The sequence below is a fragment of the Streptomyces sp. WZ.A104 genome, from assembly GCF_002382885.1.
Taxonomy (GTDB): domain Bacteria; phylum Actinomycetota; class Actinomycetes; order Streptomycetales; family Streptomycetaceae; genus Streptomyces.
In genome coordinates, this window is sequence record NZ_NWVL01000006.1 from 64198 (window position 1) to 85398 (window position 21201).

Genomic DNA, 21201 nt, shown 5'->3' on the forward strand with positions numbered 1-21201 from the left:
CGAGGTGCCGGGTCCTATGCGAGGTGGATCCCACGTGGGTCCGCGCTACGTGCGGAGGGTGTGCGAGCGCCACTTGCTCGGGTTGGTCGGGTGCGGCGGGTGGTGTGGACGGCCTGGGGCCGCGGACCCTTTTTCCCCCGCCCTCCCTGCGCTGTGAGATGTCGGGGGCCGGGCGGCGGAGTGCAGGGGAGGAAGGGAGTACCGCAGCCGGTAGAGCGACGAAGGAGCGGGCCGGCGAGGACACGGACCGGACGACCTTGCGCGCAGCCGCCCGGCCCCCAGAATCGAAAAGCAGGGAGGGCGGGGGAAACCCCGTACGGACCGCAGCGCAGCGAAGGACCGTACGGGGACAACCAGCCCCGGCAACGCCGGGACGACTGAGTTTGTCCGAAGCGGTTCGCCCGATACCCCACGAGCCCGAGAATCGGGGCATGGGTGATCTGGTGGTGCATGAGACGGCGAGTTGCTACGCCTTCGCGCGGTTCGGCCGGCAGTGGCGGCTGTGCGTGATCGAGCACCCGCGCCTCGAGGGTGAACTCGTGCCCGGCGGGCACGCCGAGGCTGGTGAAGATCCGCTTGCGACCGCGGTGCGGGAGATGTCGGAGGAGACGGGACATCGCGTGCGCCTGCTGCCGCCGCCGCTTCCCGAGGGGTACCCGCACCCGGCGACCGCGTCGGTGTGGCATGTGGTCTCGATGCCGGCCGCTGCGGACAGCCGGTGCGATCGGCGCCACGAGCACCGGGACCACATCGTCGTCGGTGTCGTCGACCGGCCGTTCGCCGTGCACGGGACGCCCGAGCACACTGTTCACTGGGTGGAGCGCAGCGCACTCGACCGGATCAACCTTCCCGAGGACACCCGGGAGCTGGCCGGTGAGCTGTTCGAGACGATCGACCGAGTTGTGGCCGTGCGGCCCCGGCCGGCGGTCGACGAGGCCTTGGCCGCGGAGCTGCTGCGGCGTCAGCAGGAAGACCAGGCCGTACGGCTGGTCCCGGCGGCCGAGCGGACGCCGAAGCTGATGGAGCGGTGGCAGGCCATCGACGAGGAGAACACCGCCTGGCTGCGGGAGCTGATCGCCGAGCGCGGCTGGCCGGGCGAGGCCCTGGTCGGCCGACAGGCCGCCGGAGCCGCCTGGCTAATCGCGCAGCATGCCGACCGGCAGCCCGAGTTCCAGCAGGAGTGCCTGGAGCTACTCTCGGCGGCCGTGACCGCCGGCGACGCCGACCCGCAGCACGGCGCCCTGCTGGAGGACCGGGTACGGATCGCCCAGGGGCAGGAGCAGGTCTTCGGCACCCAGCTGACGCAGGGCGCCGACGGCGCGCTCGTCCCATACCCCGTTGCGAACCCGGACGAGGTCGAGGCGTTGCGGGCGGCGTGGGGGTTCGAGCCGCTGGAGAGCTACATCGAGCAGGTCGCGGCCAGCGTCGGGTAAGGCGAGTCAACGTCTTACCCCGGCTCCCCGAGACCAGATTTCCTCGTGCGGGTTTGTCCTAAACGGTTCGTCCGACCTCCCTGGAAGGTCACCAGCCCAGGGGCTCGCGGTCGTAGAAAAGGCCGCCGGTGGGGCCGTCGTCGGGGAGGGTGGCGAGCCAGACGGGTGTGTCGGCGGCGTCTTCGGGGGTGCGGTCGGTTTCGCCGTAGGCCATGCGGGTCGCCATGCGCCCGGGGGAGGCGGCGTTGATGAGGATGCCGGTGCCTTCGAGTTCGGCGGCGAGGATCTGGGTGAGGGCGTTGAGGCCGGCCTTGGAGACGCGGTAGCTCACGTTGCCGGTGCCCATGTTGTTCTGTGAGCCGAGGTGGCTAGTGATGTTGACTATGCGGCCGTACCCGTTCTTCCTCATCTCCTGGGCCGCTGCTGCGGCGAGCCGCCAGGCGCCGAGGAGGTTGGTGTCCAGGGTGGCCCGGACGCGCTCGAAGTCCGGTGCGGTGGCCGCCTGGCCGCGGTCGATGGCGACGGCGGCGTTGTTGATCAGTACGTCCAGGCGTCCGAGCGGGGCGGCGACGTCGGCGATGCATCGAGCGACGCTGGCCGGGTCGGTGACGTCCAGCTCGTGGGAGTGGACGAACAACTTCTTACGGCCGAGTGCTTCCTCCGCCTCGCGGCCGGCGAGGCGGTCGCGCACGCCGAGGACGACCTGCATGCCCTGCTCGGCGAGGCGGGTGGCGATGGCGAGGCCGAGGCCACGGTTTGCGCCGGAGACGAGAGCGACGCGCGGGGTGGGCTGTGTGGTCATGCGGCCAGTGTGGCGAGCAACTGGTCGAGGCGCTGGACTTTCGGGTCCTTGGCGGGGAGCGGGAGTTCGGCACGGGCGGCTGCGGCGCGGGCCGCGTTCCGCTGGGACGGGGCTGCGGTGATCATCGGGATGGCCGTTTCCAGGAGATGGACGGCGTGGTCGGCATCGCCGAGGGCAGTGTGGGTGCGGGCGTTCTGGATGGTGTAGGTGGCCAGGTCGCGGTGCTTGGCGGCCGGCATCAGGGCCAGGGCGGTGGCGTAGTGACTCTGGGCGAGCCGCGGACGGCGCAGGTCGGCGTGGCAGGTTGCGGTCTGGGCGTGGAACTCCGCCGCGTCGAAGTAGCTGGTCCAGGCGGGATCGTCATCGCCGGCCTCGGCGCGGACCATCTGCGTCTCGGCGGCGGACAGCAGGCGGTCGCACTCGGCGTGGTCGCCGCAGGCCGCTGCCGCACGGGCCTGCCGTAGCAGCAGCATGGCCAGGGTCCGCGGGGTGACCTTGCCCGCGCCGTCGATAGCGGCTGCAGCGAGCGCGCGGGAGTCGGCGAAGAGGCCGTGGTCGTAGCACTGGAGGCTCAGTGACTTGAGGATGTTGGCGCCCAGTGCGCGGTCGCCGGCGGTGTGGGCGGCGCGCAGGCCGCTGGCCCAGTACCGCTGTGCCGCGGCGTGGAGTCCGGCGTCGAAGGAGGACCACCCGGCCAGGCGGGCGAGCTCGGCGGCGAGGCGGTGCAGCCTCTGGCCGACCTCGTTGGTGTAGGACGCCTCTTTGAGGATGCCGGTGACCGTGTCGAGTTCGGCGTCCAAGAGGTGGCGGGCGCATGGTCCGCCGAGGCGGGCCTCCAGGCGCCGGAGCCGGGGAAGGCCGTCCTCCAGGTCCGCGACGAACTCCTTGTCGATCCGGCCTCCGGCGAGCGCCGCGGCCACCGGCTCGGGGGCTCGCGTGAGCCACTGGCCGGCCAGCGCAGTCAGGGCCTCGCCGCCCAGCTTCATGAATCCGCGTCGGTCGAGCATGGCGTGCTCCAGGGTGTCGTCCAACGCTTGGAGCGTCCCCGCCCGGGTCCAGGGGAAACCGGTGTGGACCGGGCCGCCGTCCGGCAGCCATCCGGGCCAGCCGAGCCGGTGCACCTCGCCCATCGGAACGCCGAGTTCGGCGGCAAGGGCGGCTTGGCTCTCGGCGTCCGGCTCGACGCCCCAGTGCTCCCACTTCCACGCCTTGCGTCGGTCGGCCGAGCGGCGGGTCGGCTTGGCGACGATGTCGACAACGTCCTGGTAGGTCCAGCCCCGTTCGTCCCGCACCACGCTCAGCGGGTGAACGAGCCGTACCGGTGCGCGTAAGCCGGTCGATCGGCCCATCCCCAACCCCCGATGTGTTCACCGGACTGTAGCCGGCCCACCACTGCGCGCTGATGCTACATCCGTGGCGCCTGGGGCCAGAAGACGACAGGAAGACGACAAACCTGGTCTGTTCAGACCGAGTCGAGCGGGGGTTAGCTGGTGCTTCCCCAAAGGGCGACCGGCTGGCGCATGTGCGGCCGGACGTCGCGGGGGAGGCCGGGGACCACCTCAGAGACCTGACGCTGACCTGGCCGTGCAGCGAGAAGACGTCCACGACGGACGGACCACTCGCACCGATCACAGGGGCGCAACAGGCCTGCCGCGCCCGCATCTGTTCACCGTGCACGCTGCTCCAGCCCCGCCGTGCCCACGTGCCGCCGGGCAGGTCGAGCGTGCCTGAGCTTGGAGGAGCCCCATGCGCCGAGGGACCGCTGTCGTGACCGGCGGAGCCGGATTCATCGGCTCCCACCTGTGTGACGCACTGATCCGCGACCGCTTCGCCGTGGTCTGCGTGGACAATTTCCTGACCGGCAGCCGCGACAACATCGCGCACCTGCTTGGCACCGAGCACTTCGAGCTGGTCGAGCAGGACGTCAACGACAAGCTTGCCGTCGCGGGCGAGGTGGACGTGGTGTTCCACCTCGCGTCGCCGGCCTCCCCGGCGGACTACCTGCGCCACCCCATCCCGACGCTGTCGGTCGGCTCCATCGGCACGCTGAACGCGCTGGAGCTCGCCAAGGTGCGCGGGGCCCGGTTCGTCCTGGCCTCGACCTCGGAGGTGTATGGCGACCCGCACCAGCACCCGCAGACCGAGGCGTACTGGGGCAACGTCAACCCGATCGGCCCGCGCAGCGTCTACGACGAGGCCAAGCGCTTCGCGGAGGCCGCCACCGCCGCGTACCGCCGCGAGTTCGGCACCAACACCGCGATCGTGCGGATCTTCAACACCTTCGGCCCGCGGATGCGCACCGACGACGGCCGCGCGGTGCCGGCCTTCGTCACCCGGGCGCTGGCCGGGCAGCCGCTGCGGGTCACCGGGGACGGCCACCAGAGCCGCTCGCTGTGCTACGTGGACGACACCGTGGCCGGGCTGCTCGCCGTCGCCGCGAGCGACCACCCGGGCCCGGTCAACCTGGGAACCGAGGACGAGCGCACGGTGCTGGCCCTCGCCCACCTGGTCCTCGACCTCACCGGCTCCGCCGCGGCGGTCGAGTTCACCGCCCTGCCTGAGGACGATCCGGTCCGCCGCAAGCCCGACACCACCGTGGCCCGGGAGGTGTTCGGGTGGGTGCCGCGGACGGCGATCGAGGACGGCCTGGCCGCCACCGTCGCCTGGTTCACCGAGCAGTTCACCGCCGGGGCCACCCGGTGACCGCGCCGACCGCCGACGCCCTCGGCCAGCTCTGGGCGGACGGATACACGCTCGTCCCGGCCGTGGTCACCGATCCGCTGCTGGAGCGGCTGCGTGCCGAGGCCGATGCCCTGGTGGCCGCGTTCGAGAGCGGCCACCGCAGCGAGGACTTCTGGCACTTCACCCGCGAGGGCGAGAGCACGCCGGTGCTCTACCGCATCCACAACCTTGAGCAGCAGCCCGGTGCCCCGCTCGCGGCCGGGCTGTTCGCCACCGGCCCGCTGCACCACCTCGCCGCGACCCTCCTCGGCGGCCCGGCGCGTGCCCGGGTCATCGCCATGATCGTCAAGATGCCGCACGTGGCCGCCGCTGTCCCCTGGCACCGCGACCGCACCGACGCCGAGCCCGGCCGTGCGATCAACCTCAGCTTGTTCCTGGACGGCTCCGACGCCTCCAACGGCTGCCTGGAGTTCGTACCCGGCAGCCACCTGCTGGCCGATGACGCCGACGTAGACCAGGTTCGCGACGCCGGGCCTGTCCTGCCGGTCGGCGCACGGGCCGGCGACGTGGCCGTGCACGACGTCCGGGCCGTGCACGCCTCGCGCCCCAACTCCACCGAGCGGCCCCGCCGCAGCCTCGTCATCGAATTCGTCCCCGCCGACACGGAGGTACCGTGACCAGCACCGCACCCGCCCGCCGCCCGAAGGTCGCCACCATCACGGTCGGCACCAACGAGGCCCGCTGGCTGCCCGCCTGCCTCTCCACCCTCCTCGCCAGCCACACCCCCGACCTCGACCTCACCGTCTGGTACGTCGACAACGCCTCCACCGACGGCAGCACCGCGATGGTCCGCGACGACTTCCCCGCCGTGCGGATCATCGAAAACGACGCCAACCTGGGCTTCGCCCGCGCCAACAACGTCGGCATGCGCGCCGCCCTGACCGCCGGCGCCGACTACGTGTTCCTCGTCAACCCCGACACCCGCACCCCGGCCGACCTCGTCCAGCAGCTGACCGCCTTCATGGAGAAGTGGCCGACGTACGGCATCTGCGGCCCCATGCAGTACACCTACACCGACGCCGACGGCGGGGCCGTCTCCCTGGACGAGCACAACGACTGGTCGCGGCTCGCGCTGAAACTGGGCGAGGCCGACGGCTTCGTGGGCGACCGCCCCAACCGGCCCTCCCCGGCCGGCCCCGCGCACGGCCGAGCCCCCGCCACCCTGGAGCACGCCTACGTCCAGGGCGCGGCCCTCTTCGTCCGCGCCGAGGTCCTGCGCACCCTCGGCCTGTTCGACCGGGTCTTCCACACCTACTACGAGGAGACCGACCTGTGCCGCCGGGTCCGCTGGGCGGGCTGGCGGGTCGCCCTCAACCTGGACCTGGGCATCCAGCACTACGGCGGTGGCGGAACCGGCGCGAGCACCTACCGGCGGGTGCAGATGCGCCGCAACCGCTACTACTTCCTGCTCACGGACATCACGTGGAGGTGGCCCGCGATCCTCTCCCTGGCCGGGCGGTGGCTGCGCCAGGACCTGGCCGGCCGCTCGGTCGGAGGGAACACGACCGTGGTCCGCGGGTGGGCGGAGACGGCCACTGCCGCGTGGTGGCTGCTGCGGCTCGCCCCGACCATCGCGCGTCGCCGCCGTGCCCACCGCCGCCTGCGCGCTGCCGGGGGCGCGCGGTGAGGCTGCTGTTCGCCGGTGACTTCCATTGGCAGGCCGGATCGGCGCATATGGTCGGCGAATACGTGCGCGCCGCCCCCGCGCTGGACTGCGAAGTCGCCCTCGCCGGTCCGCTGTGCCGCCTGGACGACCAGGTCCCCGGTCTGCTGCCGGTCGTCGACGATCTCGGCTGGGGCACCCACCTGGTCCTGGTCTTCGAAGGCCGCCAGTTCCTGGACGAACGGCGGCGGGAGCTGTGCGAGCGCTTCCCGCGGGAGCGCCGGATCGTTCTGGACCCGGACGCCCACTGGGGCGAGCACACCGTTCTCGGAGCCGACGAGTCCGCCGGAGCCTACGGCCACCAGCAGTGGCAGAAGCTGTACCGGCAGCTGAGTGACCTCATCCTCCAGCCGCGCCTCGGCAAGCTCCCGGACGGCGTGCAGTTCTTCCCGTACTTCGGGATGCCCAAGCCGGTGCACCGCCCGGAGCGGGCACCGGCCGCGACCTACGACCTCCAGTACGTCGGCGCGAACTGGTGGCGCTGGGACGCGCTCGCCCAGTTCATCGAGGCCGCCCGTTCGGCGCGCCCGCCGCTGGTGCGGCTGCGGGTGGCCGGCCGCTGGTGGGACGGCGACCCCCATCCCGACCACCTCGCCGCCACCGCCAACCGGCCCGGCTGGCTGGCCGAGCGCGGCGTCAAGGTCACCGGCCCTGTCCCGTTCGGTCAGGTCCTCGCGCAGATGGCGAAGGCCGATATCACCCCGGTCCTGGCCCGGCCCCTGCTCGCCCACCAGCGCTTGCTCACCCCGCGCATGTTCGAGACCGTCGCGGCCGGCACCATGCCCGCCCTGCCGCCCGAACTCGCCTACACCACCGGCCTCTACGGCGAGGAGATCACCCCGTTCATCCTCGGTGACGACCCGGCCGAGGACCTCGCCCGGCTCCTGCGCGACGGTCCCTCCAACCGCCAGCGCCTGGGCCGCATCCAGGAGGAACTGCGCCGGGGCTTCAACTACCGGCGCGTCCTCGGCCAGCTCCTCGCCTTCACCCACTAGTCCGGGAGGCCCCCGTGCCCAACATCCTGATCACCGGCATCACCAGCTGCGAGAGCCGAGGAGTCGAGGCGCTCGCCCGGTCCCTGGCCACCGCGCTGACCGCCACGCCGGACATCACGGTCACCGTCCTCACCCAGACCCCGGACCTCGATGCCGCAGCGCTCGCCGGGAGCGGCGCCGACTGCACCGCGGACCCGTTCGTCGTCTCCCGGTCCTGGGCCACCCTGCGGCCGGTCGAAACCGAGCCGCACCGCCGCGAACGCGCCGCCCGCCTCCTCAAGCACGCGGACCTGGTCCTGGCCACTGGGGGAGACCTGCACACCTCCGACTACGGCGTCTCCACCCCCTACCTCGCGGTGCTCGACCGGGCCCAGAAGCTCGGCGTCCCCACCGCGATGGTCGGCCAGTCCGTGGGCCCGTTTACCGACCCCGCCGAACAGGCCGCGTTCACCACCACCGCCGGCCAGCTCGACCTGCTGACCGTTCGTGAGACCACCACCCTGGCCTATCTCACCGGGCGCCTGGCCTTACCCGAAGAGGCGGTGGTGCTCTCCGCCGACCCCGCGTTCCTCCTCGAACCGTCCGGCCCCGACCGCGCCGTGCAGCTGCTCGCCGCCGCCGGCCTGGACGCCGGGCAGGAGTACGTGTGCCTGGCGCCGAGCCGGGGCGTGACCCGCTACAGCCCGATCAGCGACGCCCAGCATCTGGACGCGCTCACCCGTCTTGCCGACATGCTGTGGCGCGTTCGCTGCCGGCCGCTGGTCTTCGTCCCGCACTGCCACGATTCCCGCGAGCACAACGACGACCGCCTCCTTGCGCGGCAGATCGCGGCCCGCCTCCCCGGTGTGCCGGTGCACGTCCTGGACGCCGACGGCACTGGGGCTGGCGACTACAAGGCCGTCCTCGGCGGCGCGGAGCTGGTCATCTCCGAACGCCTGCACGCCTCGATCGCCGCTCTGTCCAGCGGCACCCCGGCCGTCGCCCTCGGCCACTCCCCGAAGTTCCACGGTGTCCTCGCCGACACCTACGGCCCCTCCGTCCCAGTCAGCGACATCCACAGCGACATCGCCGCGTTCACCGCAGACCCGGCCGCAGCCGAGCACCTCGCCCGCCTCGACTCCGACAAGCTCCGCGACCACCTCGCCACCCGAGTTCCCGCCCAGGTCGCGCTCGCCACGGCGGACATCGCCCGGGTGCGCGCCCTCCTCACCAACTCCTGACCCGCCCACCCGATCGGAGCACAGCATGGCCCTTCACCTGGTGACCGGCGGAGCCGGGTTCATCGGCTCCCACCTCGCCGACCGCCTCCTGGCCGCCGGACACGAGGTCGTCGTCCTGGACAACCTCGACGGCGGCAAGAAGGAGAACATCCCCGTCGGCGCGAGGCTCGTCACCGGCTCGATCGCCGACCGCACCGTGGTGGATGACCTGTTCGCCTCGCACGCCTTCCACAGCGTCTTCCACCTGGCCGCGTTCGCCGCCGAGGGCATCAGCCACGCCGTCAAGGCCCACAACTACGAGGTCAACGTCCTCGGCAGCACCCACCTGATCAACGCCGCCCTGCGCACCCGCGTCCGGTACTTCTCCTACGCCTCCTCCGTAGCCGTCTACGGCACCGGCCGCGTCCCCATGTGCGAGGACGACCACCCGCAGCCCGTCGACAGCTACGGCAACGCCAAGCTCACCATCGAACGCGAACTCGCCATCACCGCGCAGATGCAGGGCCTGCCGTTCACCGCGCTGCGGATGCACAACGTCTACGGCGAGCGGCAGAACCTCGGCGACCCTCTGCGTAACGCGGTGGCGATCTTCCTCAACCAGATCATGCGCGGCGAGCCGATCACCGTGTACGGCGACGGCAGCCAGCAGCGCGCCTTCACCTACGTCCACGACATCGTCGGGTGCTTCCTTGACGCCGCCGAGACCCCCCGGCACTGGAACCGGGTGATCAACGTCGGCAGCCAGCAGCCCTGCACCGTGCTGGAGATGGCCCACGCGGTGCGCGAGGCGATGGGCGTGCCCGATCACCCGATCCGCCACCTGGACACTCGCGAGGAGGTCCACGCCGCCTACACCAGCAGCGAACTCGCCCGGATGCTGCTCGGAGGCTGGAAGGACACCCCGCTGGCCGACGGCCTCGCCGCCACCGCCGCCTGGGCCAAGGCCCACGGCCCCGTCCGGCCCCACTCCACCCTCGCCCTCGAAACCGCCCCCGCCACCCACCCCGAGTGGTACGCCACCGCCACCTCCCGGACGGACACCCCGTGACCAAGCCCGCCAAGACCACCGCCCCCGCCGTCGAGACCATCGCCACCGACGTCGGCGGCGTCCTCTACTACGACGAGCCGTTCGAACTCGCCTGGCTCCAAGCCGTGCTGGAGCTGGCCGGCGAAGCCGACCCCACCCTGACCATCGAGCGGTTCACCGCCGAGATGCGCCGCTTCTACCTCCAGCGGGCCAGCGCCACCGCCAGCCCCGGCCTCTACAGCCCGGCCGGCGCGCACGCCTGGACCAGCGTCCGCCGCCGCTGGGCCGACCTCGCGCAGCTGGTACCCGGCGCCCACGCCGCGCTCGCCACCCTCGCCGAGCACCGTCCGGTGTGCGTGGTCGCCAACCAGCCCCCCGAGTGCGAGGAGGTCCTGCGCGCCAGCGGAGCCACCGAGCACCTGGCCCTCATCGCCCTCGACACCACCGTGGGCATCGCCAAGCCGGACCCCGGCCTCCTCGGCTGGGCCATCGAGCAGCTCGGCTGGAACCCGGCCACCACTCTGATGGTCGGCGACCGGCCCGACCACGACGCCGCCCCCGCCCAGTGCCTGGGCGCCCACACCGCGCTCGTCACCCCGCCCACCGGCTGGAACGCCCCGTCCGGAGTCGATCCGGCTCTGCTCGTCGCGTACGAGAAGGTGCGGGCCGAACGCCTGGAGGTCCGCCGCCACCCCGCCGCCGCCGACCACAGCCTGCACGCCGTCGACCTCGCCGACCTGGCCACCCGGCTCACCGACCGCGCCCCGGCCCGGCGCCGTACGGAGGTGGTCCGGTGAGCGTCCCCCTCACCGTTGCGCTGTGCAGCAACCGGCCGGGCCTGCTCCTGTCCGCCCTCGACCGGCTCTCCGGCGTCCTCGGCGCGGACGACCACCTCGTGGTCATCGTGGACACCGCCGCGGACGCCGCCACCCAGCGGCGGCTCGCCGAGCCCGCCGACCGGCGACGAACCGTCTTCTTCAACGGGGCCACCATCGGTCTGTCCTACAGTCGCAACCTCGCCTTGAAGGAGGCCCCCACCCGGCACGTCGTGTTCGTGGACGACGACATCGTCCCCACCACCGACGCGATGGAGGACCTGCGCACCGCCCTGACCGGCGGCGCGCACGTGGCCGGTACCCGGATCACCGCCGACCTCCAAGGTCGCCGCACCCCGTGGTGGCTCACCGCCGGGCAGTTGCACTACCTCGGCTCCCACCACCCGGACCTGCCCGCCAGCATCTGGGGCGGGTGTTTCGCCCTCGACCGCGACCACGCCCGCCTGCTCGGCATCGACTTCGACAGCCGTCTGGGCCGCGTCGGCACCAACCTGGCCTCCGCCGAGGACACCACGCTCGTGCGCCGGCTCGCCGCCCTCGGCGCGACCACCGCGGTCCTCCACGACAGGCAGGTCCGCCACCTGATCCCCGCCCACCGGCTCCGCCCTGGCTACCTCCTGCGCCGGGCCTACTGGCAGGGCCGCAGCGAAGTCCGCCGCCGCACCGCCGGCAGCGGCCTGCACAAGGAGTGGAGACGCAACCGCTCCGGCGGCCCCGGCGCGCGACCCGCCGTGCTCGCCGTCCTCTACATCGCCGCGGTGCTGACCGGCATCGGTCGCGAACTCCTCGAGCAGGCCCGGAGGCGCCCGTGAAGATCGCCATGCTCAACCCGCCCCACCGGTACGGGCAGGACACCACCCAGTGGATCACCGTCCCGCCGCAGGGCTACGGCGGTATCCAGTGGGTGGTCGCCACCCTCATCGACGGACTGCTTGCCGCTGGGTGCGAGATCCTCCTCGTCGGTGCCCCCGGCAGCAGCGTCCGGCCGGGCCTGACCGTCTCCGACGCCACCACCATCGACGCCACTCGGGCCGCGCTGAGCGCGTTCGGCCCGGACGTGGTGCACGACCACACCAACGGCCAGCTCCTGCCCGCCGAGCCCGACTGGCCCGCCGTACGCACCCACCACCTCAACGGAGTGCCCAAGCACCGAGGGAACGGCGTCTACCTCTCCCACGCCCAGCGCCGAGCCGCCGGGTCCACGGACGCGCCGATCATCCGGCTGCCGGTCAACCCCGACCGCTACACCTACCGCGAGAAGAAGGACGGCTTCCTGCTGTTCCTCGGCCGGGTCTCGGTCCACAAGGGCGCGCGGGACGCGGCAGCCTTCGCCCAGGCCGCCGGCCTCCCGCTGAAACTCGCCGGGCCGGCCTGGGAGCCGGACTACCTGCACGGCATCCTCACCGACTACCCAGACACCGTCGAGTACATCGGAGAGGTCGGAGGCAGCCACCGCACCGGCCTGCTCGCCGCCGCCCGTGCTCTGCTCGTCCTCTCCCAGCCCTTCGGCGGCCCCTTCGGAGGCGAGTGGATCGAGCCCGGGGCCACCGTCGTCGCGGAGGCGGCCGTCAGCGGCACCCCGGCCATCGCCACCGATAACGGATGCTTGGGCGAGATCGCCCCGCACGTCGGCATCGCCCTACCGGTCGAGCAGACGCCCACCGGGGAGGAGGCCGCCAAGATCCTGGCCGGCCTCCCGGCCCCGGAGCACCTCCGCGCCGCCGCCATCGAGCACTGGGGCCACCACGTGATCGCCGCGAAGTACCTGGAGGTCTACCGCCGCGCCGCCGAGGGCGGCACCTGGACCTGACACGAGATCAACGCGAACGCTTCCCGGCCGCGATCCGCTGCCGGGAAGCCTCGTACAGGACCGCGGTCGCGGCGTTCGCCGCGTTCAGCGAGCTGGCGGCCCCCGTCATCGGGATGCTCACCGTGAAGTCGCACAGCTCCCGCCAAGTGCTGGACAGCCCGGTCGTCTCGTTGCCCACCAGCAGCAGCACCGGCTGGGTCAGGTCGAAGTCGAAGACGTCGGCGTCGCCCTTCTCGTCCGTGCCCACCAGAACCAGCGGGTGACCGGCGGCACGCTGCTGCTCCACCCAGGCCATCACCTCGTTCGGCCCCGGCACCCGGACCGACGGCAGCGAGAACAGGCTGCCCGTGGTCGCCCGCACGGCCTTCGGGTCGTAGACGTCGGCGGCGTGACCCGAAACGATCATCCCGTGCGCGCCGAAGGCGTCCGCCGACCGGATGATGCTCCCGATGTTGCCCGGCGTGGTCGGCCGGTCGAAGAGGACACCGAGGAAGTCCGGTCCAACCTCGATCCGGCCCAGGTCGTCCGCCGGCATGCCGACAACCGCGATCACCTCGGGCGCGCCCTCGGCCTTCTCGCCCAGCTCCGCCAGCAGCCCCGGCGCCATTACGATCCGCTCGGCCCGCGTCGTCCGCAACAGCTCCTGCGCCCAGCCCGACAGCTTCCGCCGGTCGTCGTAGAGCAGCGCGTTGATCGGCCAGCCGTACTCCACGGCCAGCGAGATCGGCCGAACCCCCTGGACCAGGAACTCACCGAGCTGGTTGCGCTTCTTCCGGTTGGTGAGCAGCGCTTCCCACTGCTGGAACTTCGCGTTGCGGGAGGTGATCCGCTGGATCGCTGGCACCTGTCCTCCAAGATGAGCCGACTACTTCGATGCGTTCCGACCACGGCGGAGTCCGCACCAGCGCAGCTCGGAACTTTACACCGGCACAACCACGCATACGGGCTCACGACCGGCGCCACGGGCGCTGCGGTGAGTACGGGAATCACCGGTCGGGCTGCCCAGATCAGGTCGAGTCGCGCCCGTACGGGACCGTGCCCCTGCACCCGTCCTCGTGTCGGCCTCGGCTCCCCGGCCAGGCAACGCCGACCGAGAGCACCGTCCTCTTCCCAGGTGGGACCTGGCGACCATGCTCGGCCCCCTGCGGAGGAACCCGAGGTGGCGGGAACGTCAGGACTCGGGACGGCGCGGGACGCCGCTGCGCGAGCGGAACGTGGTTCCTGCGCCGTCGAGCAGGCGGTGCACGCCACCGTACGAGCGGCTTGTCTCCTCGGCCAGCGCCCGGATGCTGGCCCTCGGGCGCACGGCGGACGGCGAGCTGGGCGGCACCGCGGGGGCCACGATCGCCTCACGTGTCGCGTCGTCGAGGGTGTCGTCACTCAGTGCGGCCAACACCTGCCGCCATAGGGTCACCGCTCGCTCCGGGCCCGGGGAGCGGGCACGTCAGCGGCCCGCTCCTCGAGGTCCCTCAACGAGTCTTCGTCCTCGCCCGGGGCGGGTCGGCGGCCGAAGGGGCCTTCCTGTCCGGGGAGGGCGCCCAGCACCGGGGCGCCCTTGACGCGGTGGCTTGCATAGATCACGAGCTGATGTTCCCCCTCACCGGGCTGAGGATAGTCACGCCCGGCCGGAGGCCGGGGCCAGACGCGTGCCTGCCGCCTCTCGTCTTGCCCGTCCTGTGGGTGCTCGTCGGGCGATGTCGCAGGCGGTGGCTTGATCGCGGACCTGGTGGACGAAGGGGTCCGGGGTGCGTTGTTAGGGTTCGGAGCTGTTCAGGTCATGGCAATCACGAGGGCGGGGGATCATGCGAGCGCGTGCGGCGGTGGCCGGGGCACTGGTGCTGACGGTGTTGACGGGCTGTTCGGGCTCCGGGCCGGATGCCGATTCGGCCAAGTCTGGCGGCACGGGGCCGCTGGATCGCGCGGAGCCACTGACCAAGCTGAGCGTGCCGGCGGCCTACGACGCGGCGAAGGGCTGGGACGAGAAGCTGGGTTGGGTTTCGCAGTCGGTGACGACGCTGCCGGTGACGACCGTTCCGGGCACGCAGACGGTCGCGGTGATGCAGGCGGCGTCCAACGGCTACACGGTCACCGCGCGGTCGGGGAGCAGCGGCAAGGTCGTCTGGCGGTCCGCACCGTGGAACCCGCCCACGCCCGTCGAGGGTGCCCAGGGCGATAGCTCGACCGACGGCGCCATCGAGATTCCCGACGTGATGGGCTTCGAGCAGGACGGCCAGCGCTACGTCGTGGCGTACGCGCATGGGATGCGCGGCAGGGACGATCTCCACGAGGGCGTCGAGGTGGTACGCCTGGCCCTCTACCCGGCGGATGCGTCCGGGTCCTCGGCCAAGCCGGTAAAGGAGATCGACGTGCCCGTCTCCGCCGGCCCCGGGAGGATCCGCGTGCAGGCATCGGGCGGCCGGCTGCTCGTGGCCTGGGGAGAAACTGGCTCGTTCCCCCGCTCGTCGGCCACGGTGGATGCCGCCACGGGCAAGATCACCGTCTACGAGGACGCCAACAAGCTCCTGCCGCAGTGCGAGAAGGCGGCCGCCTGCAACAGCAGCCGCGTCATGGCCGCCACCAGCGACGGGCCGCTGGTCGGCATGGGCGGCGGGGGCTTCGGCATCCCGGGGAAGTGGTTCAGCGACTCCATCAAGCCCAAGCAGGTCAACGCCACCACCGGCATCCTCGACTCCTGGAACGGCACCGTCTACGCAGCCGCCCACGGGTACGTCCTGGCCGGCTGGAACACCGGCGGCAGGTACGGCCGTGACGACAACGCCGTGTGGTCCGTGCACGATCTGCGCACCGGCACGCTCACCGCCCAGGTCGTCTGCGACTACGACATCCCCGACGAAACCAGCGCCAGCCGCGACTACCCCGTCATCACCTCACCCGACGGACGCTACCTCGCCGCAGGTCCCCTCGCCTTCGACCTGCAGACCAAGCGGGGCATCTGCCTCCAGGGCGACGGGAACCGCAAGACCATCGTCCTGGCATCCATCCGCGACGACGGCACCGCCTACGGCGCCGTGCGCGACGACTCCATCGGCAGCGACACCGAACCCGTCCCCGCCCAGCTCAACCTGAGGACCGTCACCGGGGACCCGAAGGTGCTCAGCGTCGGCACCGAGCTCCCCTACCTGACCACACCGGACGACTCCGGCCTCTTCATCACCCGCAACACGGACAAAGACATCGTCGTCTCCATGCGACCCGGCCGCTGACCGGCTCTGACCGGGTGGGCAGGCACAACCGTCCCGGCCCGCCGGAGCAGCCGTCTCCGGCGGCACCGCGCGTCGACCCCGATGATCCGCTCGCACATACAAGCGGGGACCCTGCAGAACACCGGATTCGACGCGCTCGCCTTGATCGAGTAGAGCGGTGGACGATGCCCCGCCGGACGGCCGTGATCCGGCCATCTGATCCATCACGCCACGATGCCGGCTGCTCAGCGGTAGCGTGATCAACACGTCTCCGGCCGCCACGGCCCCGACTTGGGGAGGACCAGCAGGATGAGCAGGCACGCCACTGCGTACGTGAACAGTCTCGGCATCACCGACGCGACCGTCCGTACCGTTCTGCAGGTGCTGGCCGAGCGCACGGACGCACCAGGGGACCCCCGCCGTCCCGACGACATCCCCGACATCATGGGCGTGCACCTTCAGAACTCTGACCTCCCCGCGCTCGCCGTCCGGGCCGGGCTCGACCCGGAGGAGTTCCGCGAGCAGCTGCGCGCCTTGAAGCAGCACGTGAAGATGGACGTCCTGGAGCACTCCGACGGCCTGTGGGAAATCGTCTACGGGCCGTCGTACACCCGCCCGCCCAAGCCGCGGCCCGCTGAGCCCGACCTGACCCGCGGCGGCCCGCACCCGTTCTGGCTCCCCGGCTGGGAGAAGTACAGCACCTGGGGCTACGAGCAGGACCCGAGCGGACACCAGCACCTATACGCGCAGCTGATCCCCAACCAGGACGGCCCGGACGCGGAACCCCGGATCTGGATCACCCCGCCTGGGCACACCGTGCAGACTGTCGACGAGCTGGCCGAGGTCATCGCCGAGTCCATCGCGCCCTACGAGCCGGTCAGGATGCCCGGCGTGCTGATCAAGCGGTGGTTGACTCGCCCGCCCCTGACTGGCTGAGTGGCGTCGCCTCATTAGTTCCACCGACACGCGTCTGTGCCGGTCGAGTGCCAGTGCTGTCGACCCCAGCCGAGGTGACCTGGTAGCCGAGCGTGTGCCGGGCGATTATCGGTCCGCGTTCCGTGCCCAGAGAGTAGTCGGTGGAGTGGTCCAGGACGAGATGGACGATGCCTGTCCTGGCGGGCAGTTGGACGGCTTCGGAGCCCGGGATGATGCTGGCCAGGTCGACGTACCGCTTCTCGACACGACCTTGGAAGGCACTACCACGACGTCTGCGTCCTTCGGCCCGGTGCTGGTGCGGGTGGGAACGGCGGTGATTGTGCCCGCCAGGTCGTCACCGGGCTGGAGCTCAGGGGAGGGTTCCAGAGCGACGGCGGAGAAGCCGGTGGTCGGGGCAGAGCTCATCGGCGGACTCCTGCGGAGTGACGGACCGGTGGCGTACGAGTAGGACACGCGGGGGCGTGGTGGGTGGTGAAGCTGCGCCTAGCGCGGCTCCCCTTGGGTGAGACCGCTCTTACTCGCCCGGACTGCCCTTTGTTGCCCATGCCGGAGATGATGTTGCCCCTCCGTCGAGTGTCGGCGCGACGAACGGCGCGGAGAGCGTGGTGAGGAACTCCCTGTTCGCCTCGTGGTTGTGGCCCAGGCGTACTGCGTGTCGTGGCAGCCGGTTCAGGTATTGAAGGACCGCGGACTGGGCGTTGGGCATGCCGGCGTTGCTGCCGTTATGGAAGCCGAACAGGTCGGGGTACCGCTCTGTGTCAGAGGCGACGAAGACTTCGGCTGTGACGTGTGCGTCGCGGCTGGTGTCGATGCCGGCCGGAGCCGTGAGGGACGGGGTGATGCGGGGGAGGAGGACGGCCGTCGCGGTTCCGGAGGTAGCAAGGGGCAGGCCGAGCCACCGCGTGAGTTGTTCGGGCCAGATGTGCGCCTTGAGCTCCCGCCCGGACTCGGATCTCAGAGGCGTGACCTGTCCGTTGACGAGGGCGTCCGTGACGCGCTGGTCCTGGGTGGGGTGGGGTGGTTCACCGGTCCGTAGGTGATGACCGGCTGCGGTGGAGAGGGAGAGGGCCTTGAGGAGTCCGAGGCCGATGGCGGCCGCGGAGGGCCACGGCAGAAGTCGGAGCGTGCCGTCGGGTTGGGGGCGGGCGAAGCAGCAGTCGTTGGCCAGCAGTGCGGTGCCCTGGGTGGCCAGGGTGAGAGCGGTGGTGGTCTTGCCCGCGCCGGAGTCGCCGAGTGCCAGGAGCGTCCGCCCGCCCGGGAAGGTGACGGCGGAGGCGTGGAGCAGGACCCATCCGTCGGCGATGAGCTGGGCCCGCATCATCTCGCGAGCGAAGCGGGTGGTCGCGGTGGCCAGCCGTGTCGGCCGACCGGGGCGGGAGGAGGCTGTCAGGTCCTCACGGCTGGTGATCGCAAGGTGCTGCTCTGCGGGGTTGTAGTGGTAGCCGAGTGCCGGGTCGGACAGGGTCTGCGCGGTCACGGTGCCGTCGGGGTGGCGGGTGTAGCCGATGCTTTCACGGGCGAAGACGGCGTGCTGGGAGTGAGCGAGGGGGGCGGGCGCCTGGTGGTCTGCGTCGGTGGCGGTGACCGTCGGCCCCTCGGCGCTGGTTGAGGGGCTTGCCCGCCAGTAGGGACCGAAGTACCGGGCTGCCCAGTCGGTGACGGAAGCACTGTTGGAACGGACCCTGACGGTTCGTCGGCCTGCCGCGAGCGTGAGGGTGTGCGTCATGAGCGGAGCCCTTCCGGTGGGCCGGCCCCGCAGGGCCGGGGTGAGGGACGCGTGGCTACGCGCTTGTCGGGGACTCGGCCTGTGGGCGGTGGGTGCGCGGTGCCCTCTCACGCAGGACGTCGGCCAGCCGGGCGATGTGCCGCAAGGGGGCGAGGTCGGGCGGCGGCAGAGGTGTGTCGTCGAACAGGACCGTGGCGGCATGGCGGACGGAGGTGTCCAGCGGGGAGTCGGTGAGGACTTCGTCGTGCAGGAGGGCGCCGTCGCGTACGGCGGTGAGGCGGTGGTGGTTGCGTTCCAACTGCCAGCCGCCGGGCGCGGTGACGGGTTCGAGGTGCAGGGTGAACCGGGTCCGTCCCGCGTGGACGGTGACGTGCCGGTAGCGGTCGTCGGCGGCACGCAGTCCCTGGCGCCAGGGCGGTCGGGGCGCGGGCGCGGTGTCCTCGGCCTGGCCCGGGCCCAGGATGGAGGAGGTGAGCTCCAACTGGAGCCCCGTCCCGGTGCCGGGCTGGGGCAGGTGGGTGCGTTCGGTCAGGGCGGCGACGAAAAGGCCCGGGTCGTACGTCGGTGCGGTCGTGGTGGTGGCCGGGTCGGAGGCGAGGTAGTTCTCCCACGCGGGCGTGGGCAGGATGCCGCGCACCACGGCGAGCATATGGAGCCACTCGTAGCCGAGGACGCCGTAGTCGCGGTCGATGAAGCGGCCCGAGGTGCTGTCGGGGCGGCGGTCCTTGGTGAAGAGCACCGACACCTTCTGGATGGGCGCGTCGGGCTCGAGCGTGGCGATGAGGTCGGTGAACGCGGGCAGGGTGGTGGAGTGCCGGTACTGGTCGTTGACGACGATCCGCGCGTCCGGGTGCTCGGCCAGCAGGCGGGTGAAGGCGTCGATCTCGTGCCCGCGGCAGGCCGGTTTCTCCATCAGGACTCGGGCGGCCGGGTTGTGGGCGAGCACCGCGCGCAGTACGGGAAGGTGTTCGGCGGTGGGGCAGCAGATCGACCACAGGTCGATACCCGCGGCGACAGCCGGGGACAGCTCGCCGACCTCGTGGGGGAAGGTGCGCACGGCTGCGGGCAGGTCTTGGTGCTTGGGGTCGATGACGGCCGGGGTGGCGCCGAGGTCGGTGAGGATTGCGGTGTGCAGCCGGCCGGCGACGCCGTAGCCGACGACCGCGGCGCGCCGCAGTCCGGTTACGGCGGCCGGTTTCGCCGGGCGAGGGGCGGGGACGGTGGTGGGCTGGCGGGGCGCGGGTCTCGGCGCGGCGTACAGGTCGTAGTACGCCTCCCAGAGTCCGGCGGCTGCGATGGCCGTGTCGGCGGGGGCGGTGTGCAGTCCGGGAGGAACGCGGCCGGGGTCGGCGCACAGCGCTGCGGCGGCGATGAGGGTGCCGGCGCGGTAGGCGTCGTAGCCCTGGTTGGGGATGGAGTCGGCCTCGAAGAGGTTCATGGAACGGCCGTTGCCCAGCAGGGTGACGGCCTGTCCGTCCGGGAGGTCGAAGCGCATACCGACGCCGGGGATGTCGGTCGCGCGGGCGCGGTGGGGGCCTTCGGTCAGGGCGGAGAAGTCCCGGGTGGCGAACGGGGCGAGCAGCGCGCCGTCGGGCAGATGAGGAAGGTCGTCCGGGGTGAGGGCGAGTTCGCCGGAGGTGCCGATGACGAGGAACGGTGTGGTGGAGGCCAGAGCGTCAGCGGCGGTGCGGTAGGTGGTGAAGCCGTCCTCGGTGGCGTCGATGAGGGCCGGCAGGTCGGTGTCGACGACATCGACGCGGCACCCCAGCGCCCGCAGCTGGGCGGCGAGCCGGGAGCCGAGCGTGCCGTAGCCGAGCAGGAGGACCTGGCGGCCGATCATCTTGCGGTCCGTCAGCAGGGCGCGCAGGCGGCGCAGACACGAGTCGGCGATCTCGCGGTAGCCGAGGCGGGTCTTGACCTGGGAGCGGGCCAGGTTGAGGACGGGGATGGCCAAGGGGCCGGCTGCGGCAATGCGCTTGATGCCGCTGACGGTCAGCTCGAGTGCGGCATCCACACGGCGCGGGGCGCCGGCCGCGCCGTAGCCGCGGGCGAGCAGGCCTCCGTCGTCGACGACCAGGACCCGTCGGCGCGCCGTGTGGGCGGCGTCGAGGAACGCGTCGACTTCGGCTTGGACCCGGGCGAGGTCGGTGTGGTGCGCGGCCGGGTCGTTGACGGCGCTGTTGTCCAGGACGTCGCTGCGGTAGCCGCGCGCCAGGAAGGTGGCATGGACCCGCTGCCTGTTCCAGGTGCGGTCCCCTTTGTCCAGGGTGAAGATCCACTCGGCGGGGATGCCGGCCCGTTCCATCGCCAGGACGAAGCCGGTGCTGTGTTCCAGGTAGTGGTCGCGGAAGAGCAACGCCCAGCCGTCGAACGCCTGCTGCGGAGTAGTGCTGTAGCGCTCCAGCAGCGGCATGGCGGCGCGGATGCCGTCCAGCTCGCTGTCGGTGTAGGGCAGGGCGCGCGCGGACAGGGCGTCATGGAGTTCGGCGGCGAGCCGGCCGGCGCCGGGGGCGGGATCGATCAGGATGTCCACGGCGGCCGGAGCAGGGATCTGAAAGCCCAGCGTGCGCGGCGCCTGGGGCGGCAGCGTCTTCCACCGCACCGTCACCAGAGGGCCCGAGTCGGGGTTGGTGAGGTGGATCGTGCCGGGGCCCGCCTGGTCGCACTGGAGCTGATGGCGTCCGGCGACCGCGGTCGCGGTGGCGATCACCTCGTCGGAGCCGACCGGCCCGCGCAGGACCGTCCAGTCACCCTCAGCCACTGGTAAGACTGTCATGGACATCACACCCTCCCCGTCCCTGTGGCGCC

At 71.8% G+C, this 21201-nt stretch carries 19 protein-coding genes; 12 read left to right on the forward strand and 7 right to left on the reverse strand.

Features of this window, described 5'->3' with window-relative positions; all coding sequences use genetic code 11:
- Positions 1–431 precede the first annotated feature (431 nt).
- Complete coding sequence (locus CIB93_RS38645) at positions 432–1433, forward strand: DUF6624 domain-containing protein (RefSeq protein ID WP_179499967.1); 1002 nt, start codon at positions 432–434, stop codon at positions 1431–1433.
- A gap of 88 nt (positions 1434–1521) precedes the next feature.
- On the opposite strand, the gene CIB93_RS04760 is transcribed toward CIB93_RS38645, so the two are convergent.
- On the reverse strand, positions 1522–2235 hold the full coding sequence (locus CIB93_RS04760; protein WP_096624375.1) for an SDR family NAD(P)-dependent oxidoreductase: 714 nt from the start codon (positions 2233–2235) through the stop codon (positions 1522–1524).
- Positions 2232–3530: a hypothetical protein gene (locus CIB93_RS04765; RefSeq protein ID WP_218839754.1), complete on the reverse strand. Its 1299-nt coding sequence runs from the start codon at positions 3528–3530 to the stop codon at positions 2232–2234. The genes CIB93_RS04760 and CIB93_RS04765 overlap by 4 nt, the downstream gene beginning before the upstream one ends.
- A 451-nt stretch (positions 3531–3981) precedes the next feature.
- Here CIB93_RS04765 and CIB93_RS04770 point away from each other — a divergent pair, with 451 nt between their 5' ends.
- Genes CIB93_RS04770 through CIB93_RS04810 form a run of 9 tightly spaced genes read left to right on the forward strand, consistent with a single transcriptional unit; the run spans position 3982 to position 12528 of the window.
- Entirely contained in the window at positions 3982–4938 is a 957-nt protein-coding gene (locus tag CIB93_RS04770; protein ID WP_096624379.1) for an NAD-dependent epimerase/dehydratase family protein, read from the forward strand.
- Entirely contained in the window at positions 4935–5594 is a 660-nt protein-coding gene (locus tag CIB93_RS04775; RefSeq protein WP_179499968.1) for a phytanoyl-CoA dioxygenase family protein, read from the forward strand. The genes CIB93_RS04770 and CIB93_RS04775 overlap by 4 nt, the downstream gene beginning before the upstream one ends.
- On the forward strand, positions 5591–6604 hold the full coding sequence (locus CIB93_RS04780) for a glycosyltransferase family 2 protein (RefSeq protein WP_096624383.1): 1014 nt from the start codon (positions 5591–5593) through the stop codon (positions 6602–6604). The genes CIB93_RS04775 and CIB93_RS04780 overlap by 4 nt, the downstream gene beginning before the upstream one ends.
- Positions 6601–7635, forward strand: coding sequence for a glycosyltransferase (locus CIB93_RS04785; RefSeq protein ID WP_143659987.1), 1035 nt, complete (start codon positions 6601–6603; stop codon positions 7633–7635). Before CIB93_RS04780 ends, CIB93_RS04785 begins: the two co-directional genes overlap by 4 nt.
- A gap of 14 nt (positions 7636–7649) precedes the next feature.
- Positions 7650–8855, forward strand: coding sequence for a polysaccharide pyruvyl transferase family protein (locus tag CIB93_RS04790; protein WP_096624387.1), 1206 nt, complete (start codon positions 7650–7652; stop codon positions 8853–8855).
- Positions 8856–8880: 25 nt separating this feature from the next.
- Entirely contained in the window at positions 8881–9903 is a 1023-nt protein-coding gene (locus tag CIB93_RS04795) for an NAD(P)-dependent oxidoreductase (protein ID WP_096624389.1), read from the forward strand.
- The gene (locus CIB93_RS04800; RefSeq protein WP_096624391.1) at positions 9900–10679 is read left to right on the forward strand and encodes an HAD family hydrolase; all 780 of its coding nucleotides are present in this window, start codon (positions 9900–9902) and stop codon (positions 10677–10679) included. Before CIB93_RS04795 ends, CIB93_RS04800 begins: the two co-directional genes overlap by 4 nt.
- On the forward strand, positions 10676–11530 hold the full coding sequence (locus CIB93_RS04805) for a glycosyltransferase family 2 protein (protein WP_179499969.1): 855 nt from the start codon (positions 10676–10678) through the stop codon (positions 11528–11530). The genes CIB93_RS04800 and CIB93_RS04805 overlap by 4 nt, the downstream gene beginning before the upstream one ends.
- The gene (locus CIB93_RS04810) at positions 11527–12528 is read left to right on the forward strand and encodes a glycosyl hydrolase (RefSeq protein ID WP_096624393.1); all 1002 of its coding nucleotides are present in this window, start codon (positions 11527–11529) and stop codon (positions 12526–12528) included. Before CIB93_RS04805 ends, CIB93_RS04810 begins: the two co-directional genes overlap by 4 nt.
- 7 nt (positions 12529–12535) lie before the next feature.
- Here the strand turns inward: CIB93_RS04810 and CIB93_RS04815 are convergent, their stop codons facing one another.
- From CIB93_RS04815 to CIB93_RS37695, 3 genes are all read right to left on the reverse strand, one after another.
- Positions 12536–13372 (reverse strand): TrmH family RNA methyltransferase, encoded by an 837-nt coding sequence (locus tag CIB93_RS04815; protein WP_096624395.1) that lies wholly within the window; start codon positions 13370–13372, stop codon positions 12536–12538.
- 327 nt (positions 13373–13699) lie between these two features.
- Positions 13700–13873: a helix-turn-helix domain-containing protein gene (locus CIB93_RS04820; RefSeq protein ID WP_257002031.1), complete on the reverse strand. Its 174-nt coding sequence runs from the start codon at positions 13871–13873 to the stop codon at positions 13700–13702.
- Positions 13874–13938: 65 nt separating this feature from the next.
- Positions 13939–14109 carry a hypothetical protein gene (locus CIB93_RS37695; protein WP_179499970.1) on the reverse strand — a complete coding sequence of 57 codons (171 nt, stop codon included), beginning with the start codon at positions 14107–14109 and terminating at the stop codon, positions 13939–13941.
- Between the two features lie 221 nt (positions 14110–14330).
- Here CIB93_RS37695 and CIB93_RS04825 point away from each other — a divergent pair, with 221 nt between their 5' ends.
- Both CIB93_RS04825 and CIB93_RS04830 read left to right on the forward strand, forming a co-directional pair.
- Positions 14331–15752, forward strand: coding sequence for a hypothetical protein (locus tag CIB93_RS04825; protein ID WP_143659989.1), 1422 nt, complete (start codon positions 14331–14333; stop codon positions 15750–15752).
- Positions 15753–16040: 288 nt separating this feature from the next.
- Positions 16041–16667, forward strand: coding sequence for a hypothetical protein (locus CIB93_RS04830; RefSeq protein ID WP_096624399.1), 627 nt, complete (start codon positions 16041–16043; stop codon positions 16665–16667).
- Positions 16668–17181: 514 nt separating this feature from the next.
- Here CIB93_RS04830 and CIB93_RS04840 read toward each other — a convergent pair.
- Complete coding sequence (locus CIB93_RS04840) at positions 17182–18393, reverse strand: hypothetical protein (RefSeq protein WP_096624403.1); 1212 nt, start codon at positions 18391–18393, stop codon at positions 17182–17184.
- Between the two features lie 55 nt (positions 18394–18448).
- Positions 18449–21154 carry a Gfo/Idh/MocA family oxidoreductase gene (locus CIB93_RS04845; protein ID WP_257002016.1) on the reverse strand — a complete coding sequence of 902 codons (2706 nt, stop codon included), beginning with the start codon at positions 21152–21154 and terminating at the stop codon, positions 18449–18451.
- Between the last annotated feature and the right edge of the window lie 47 nt (positions 21155–21201).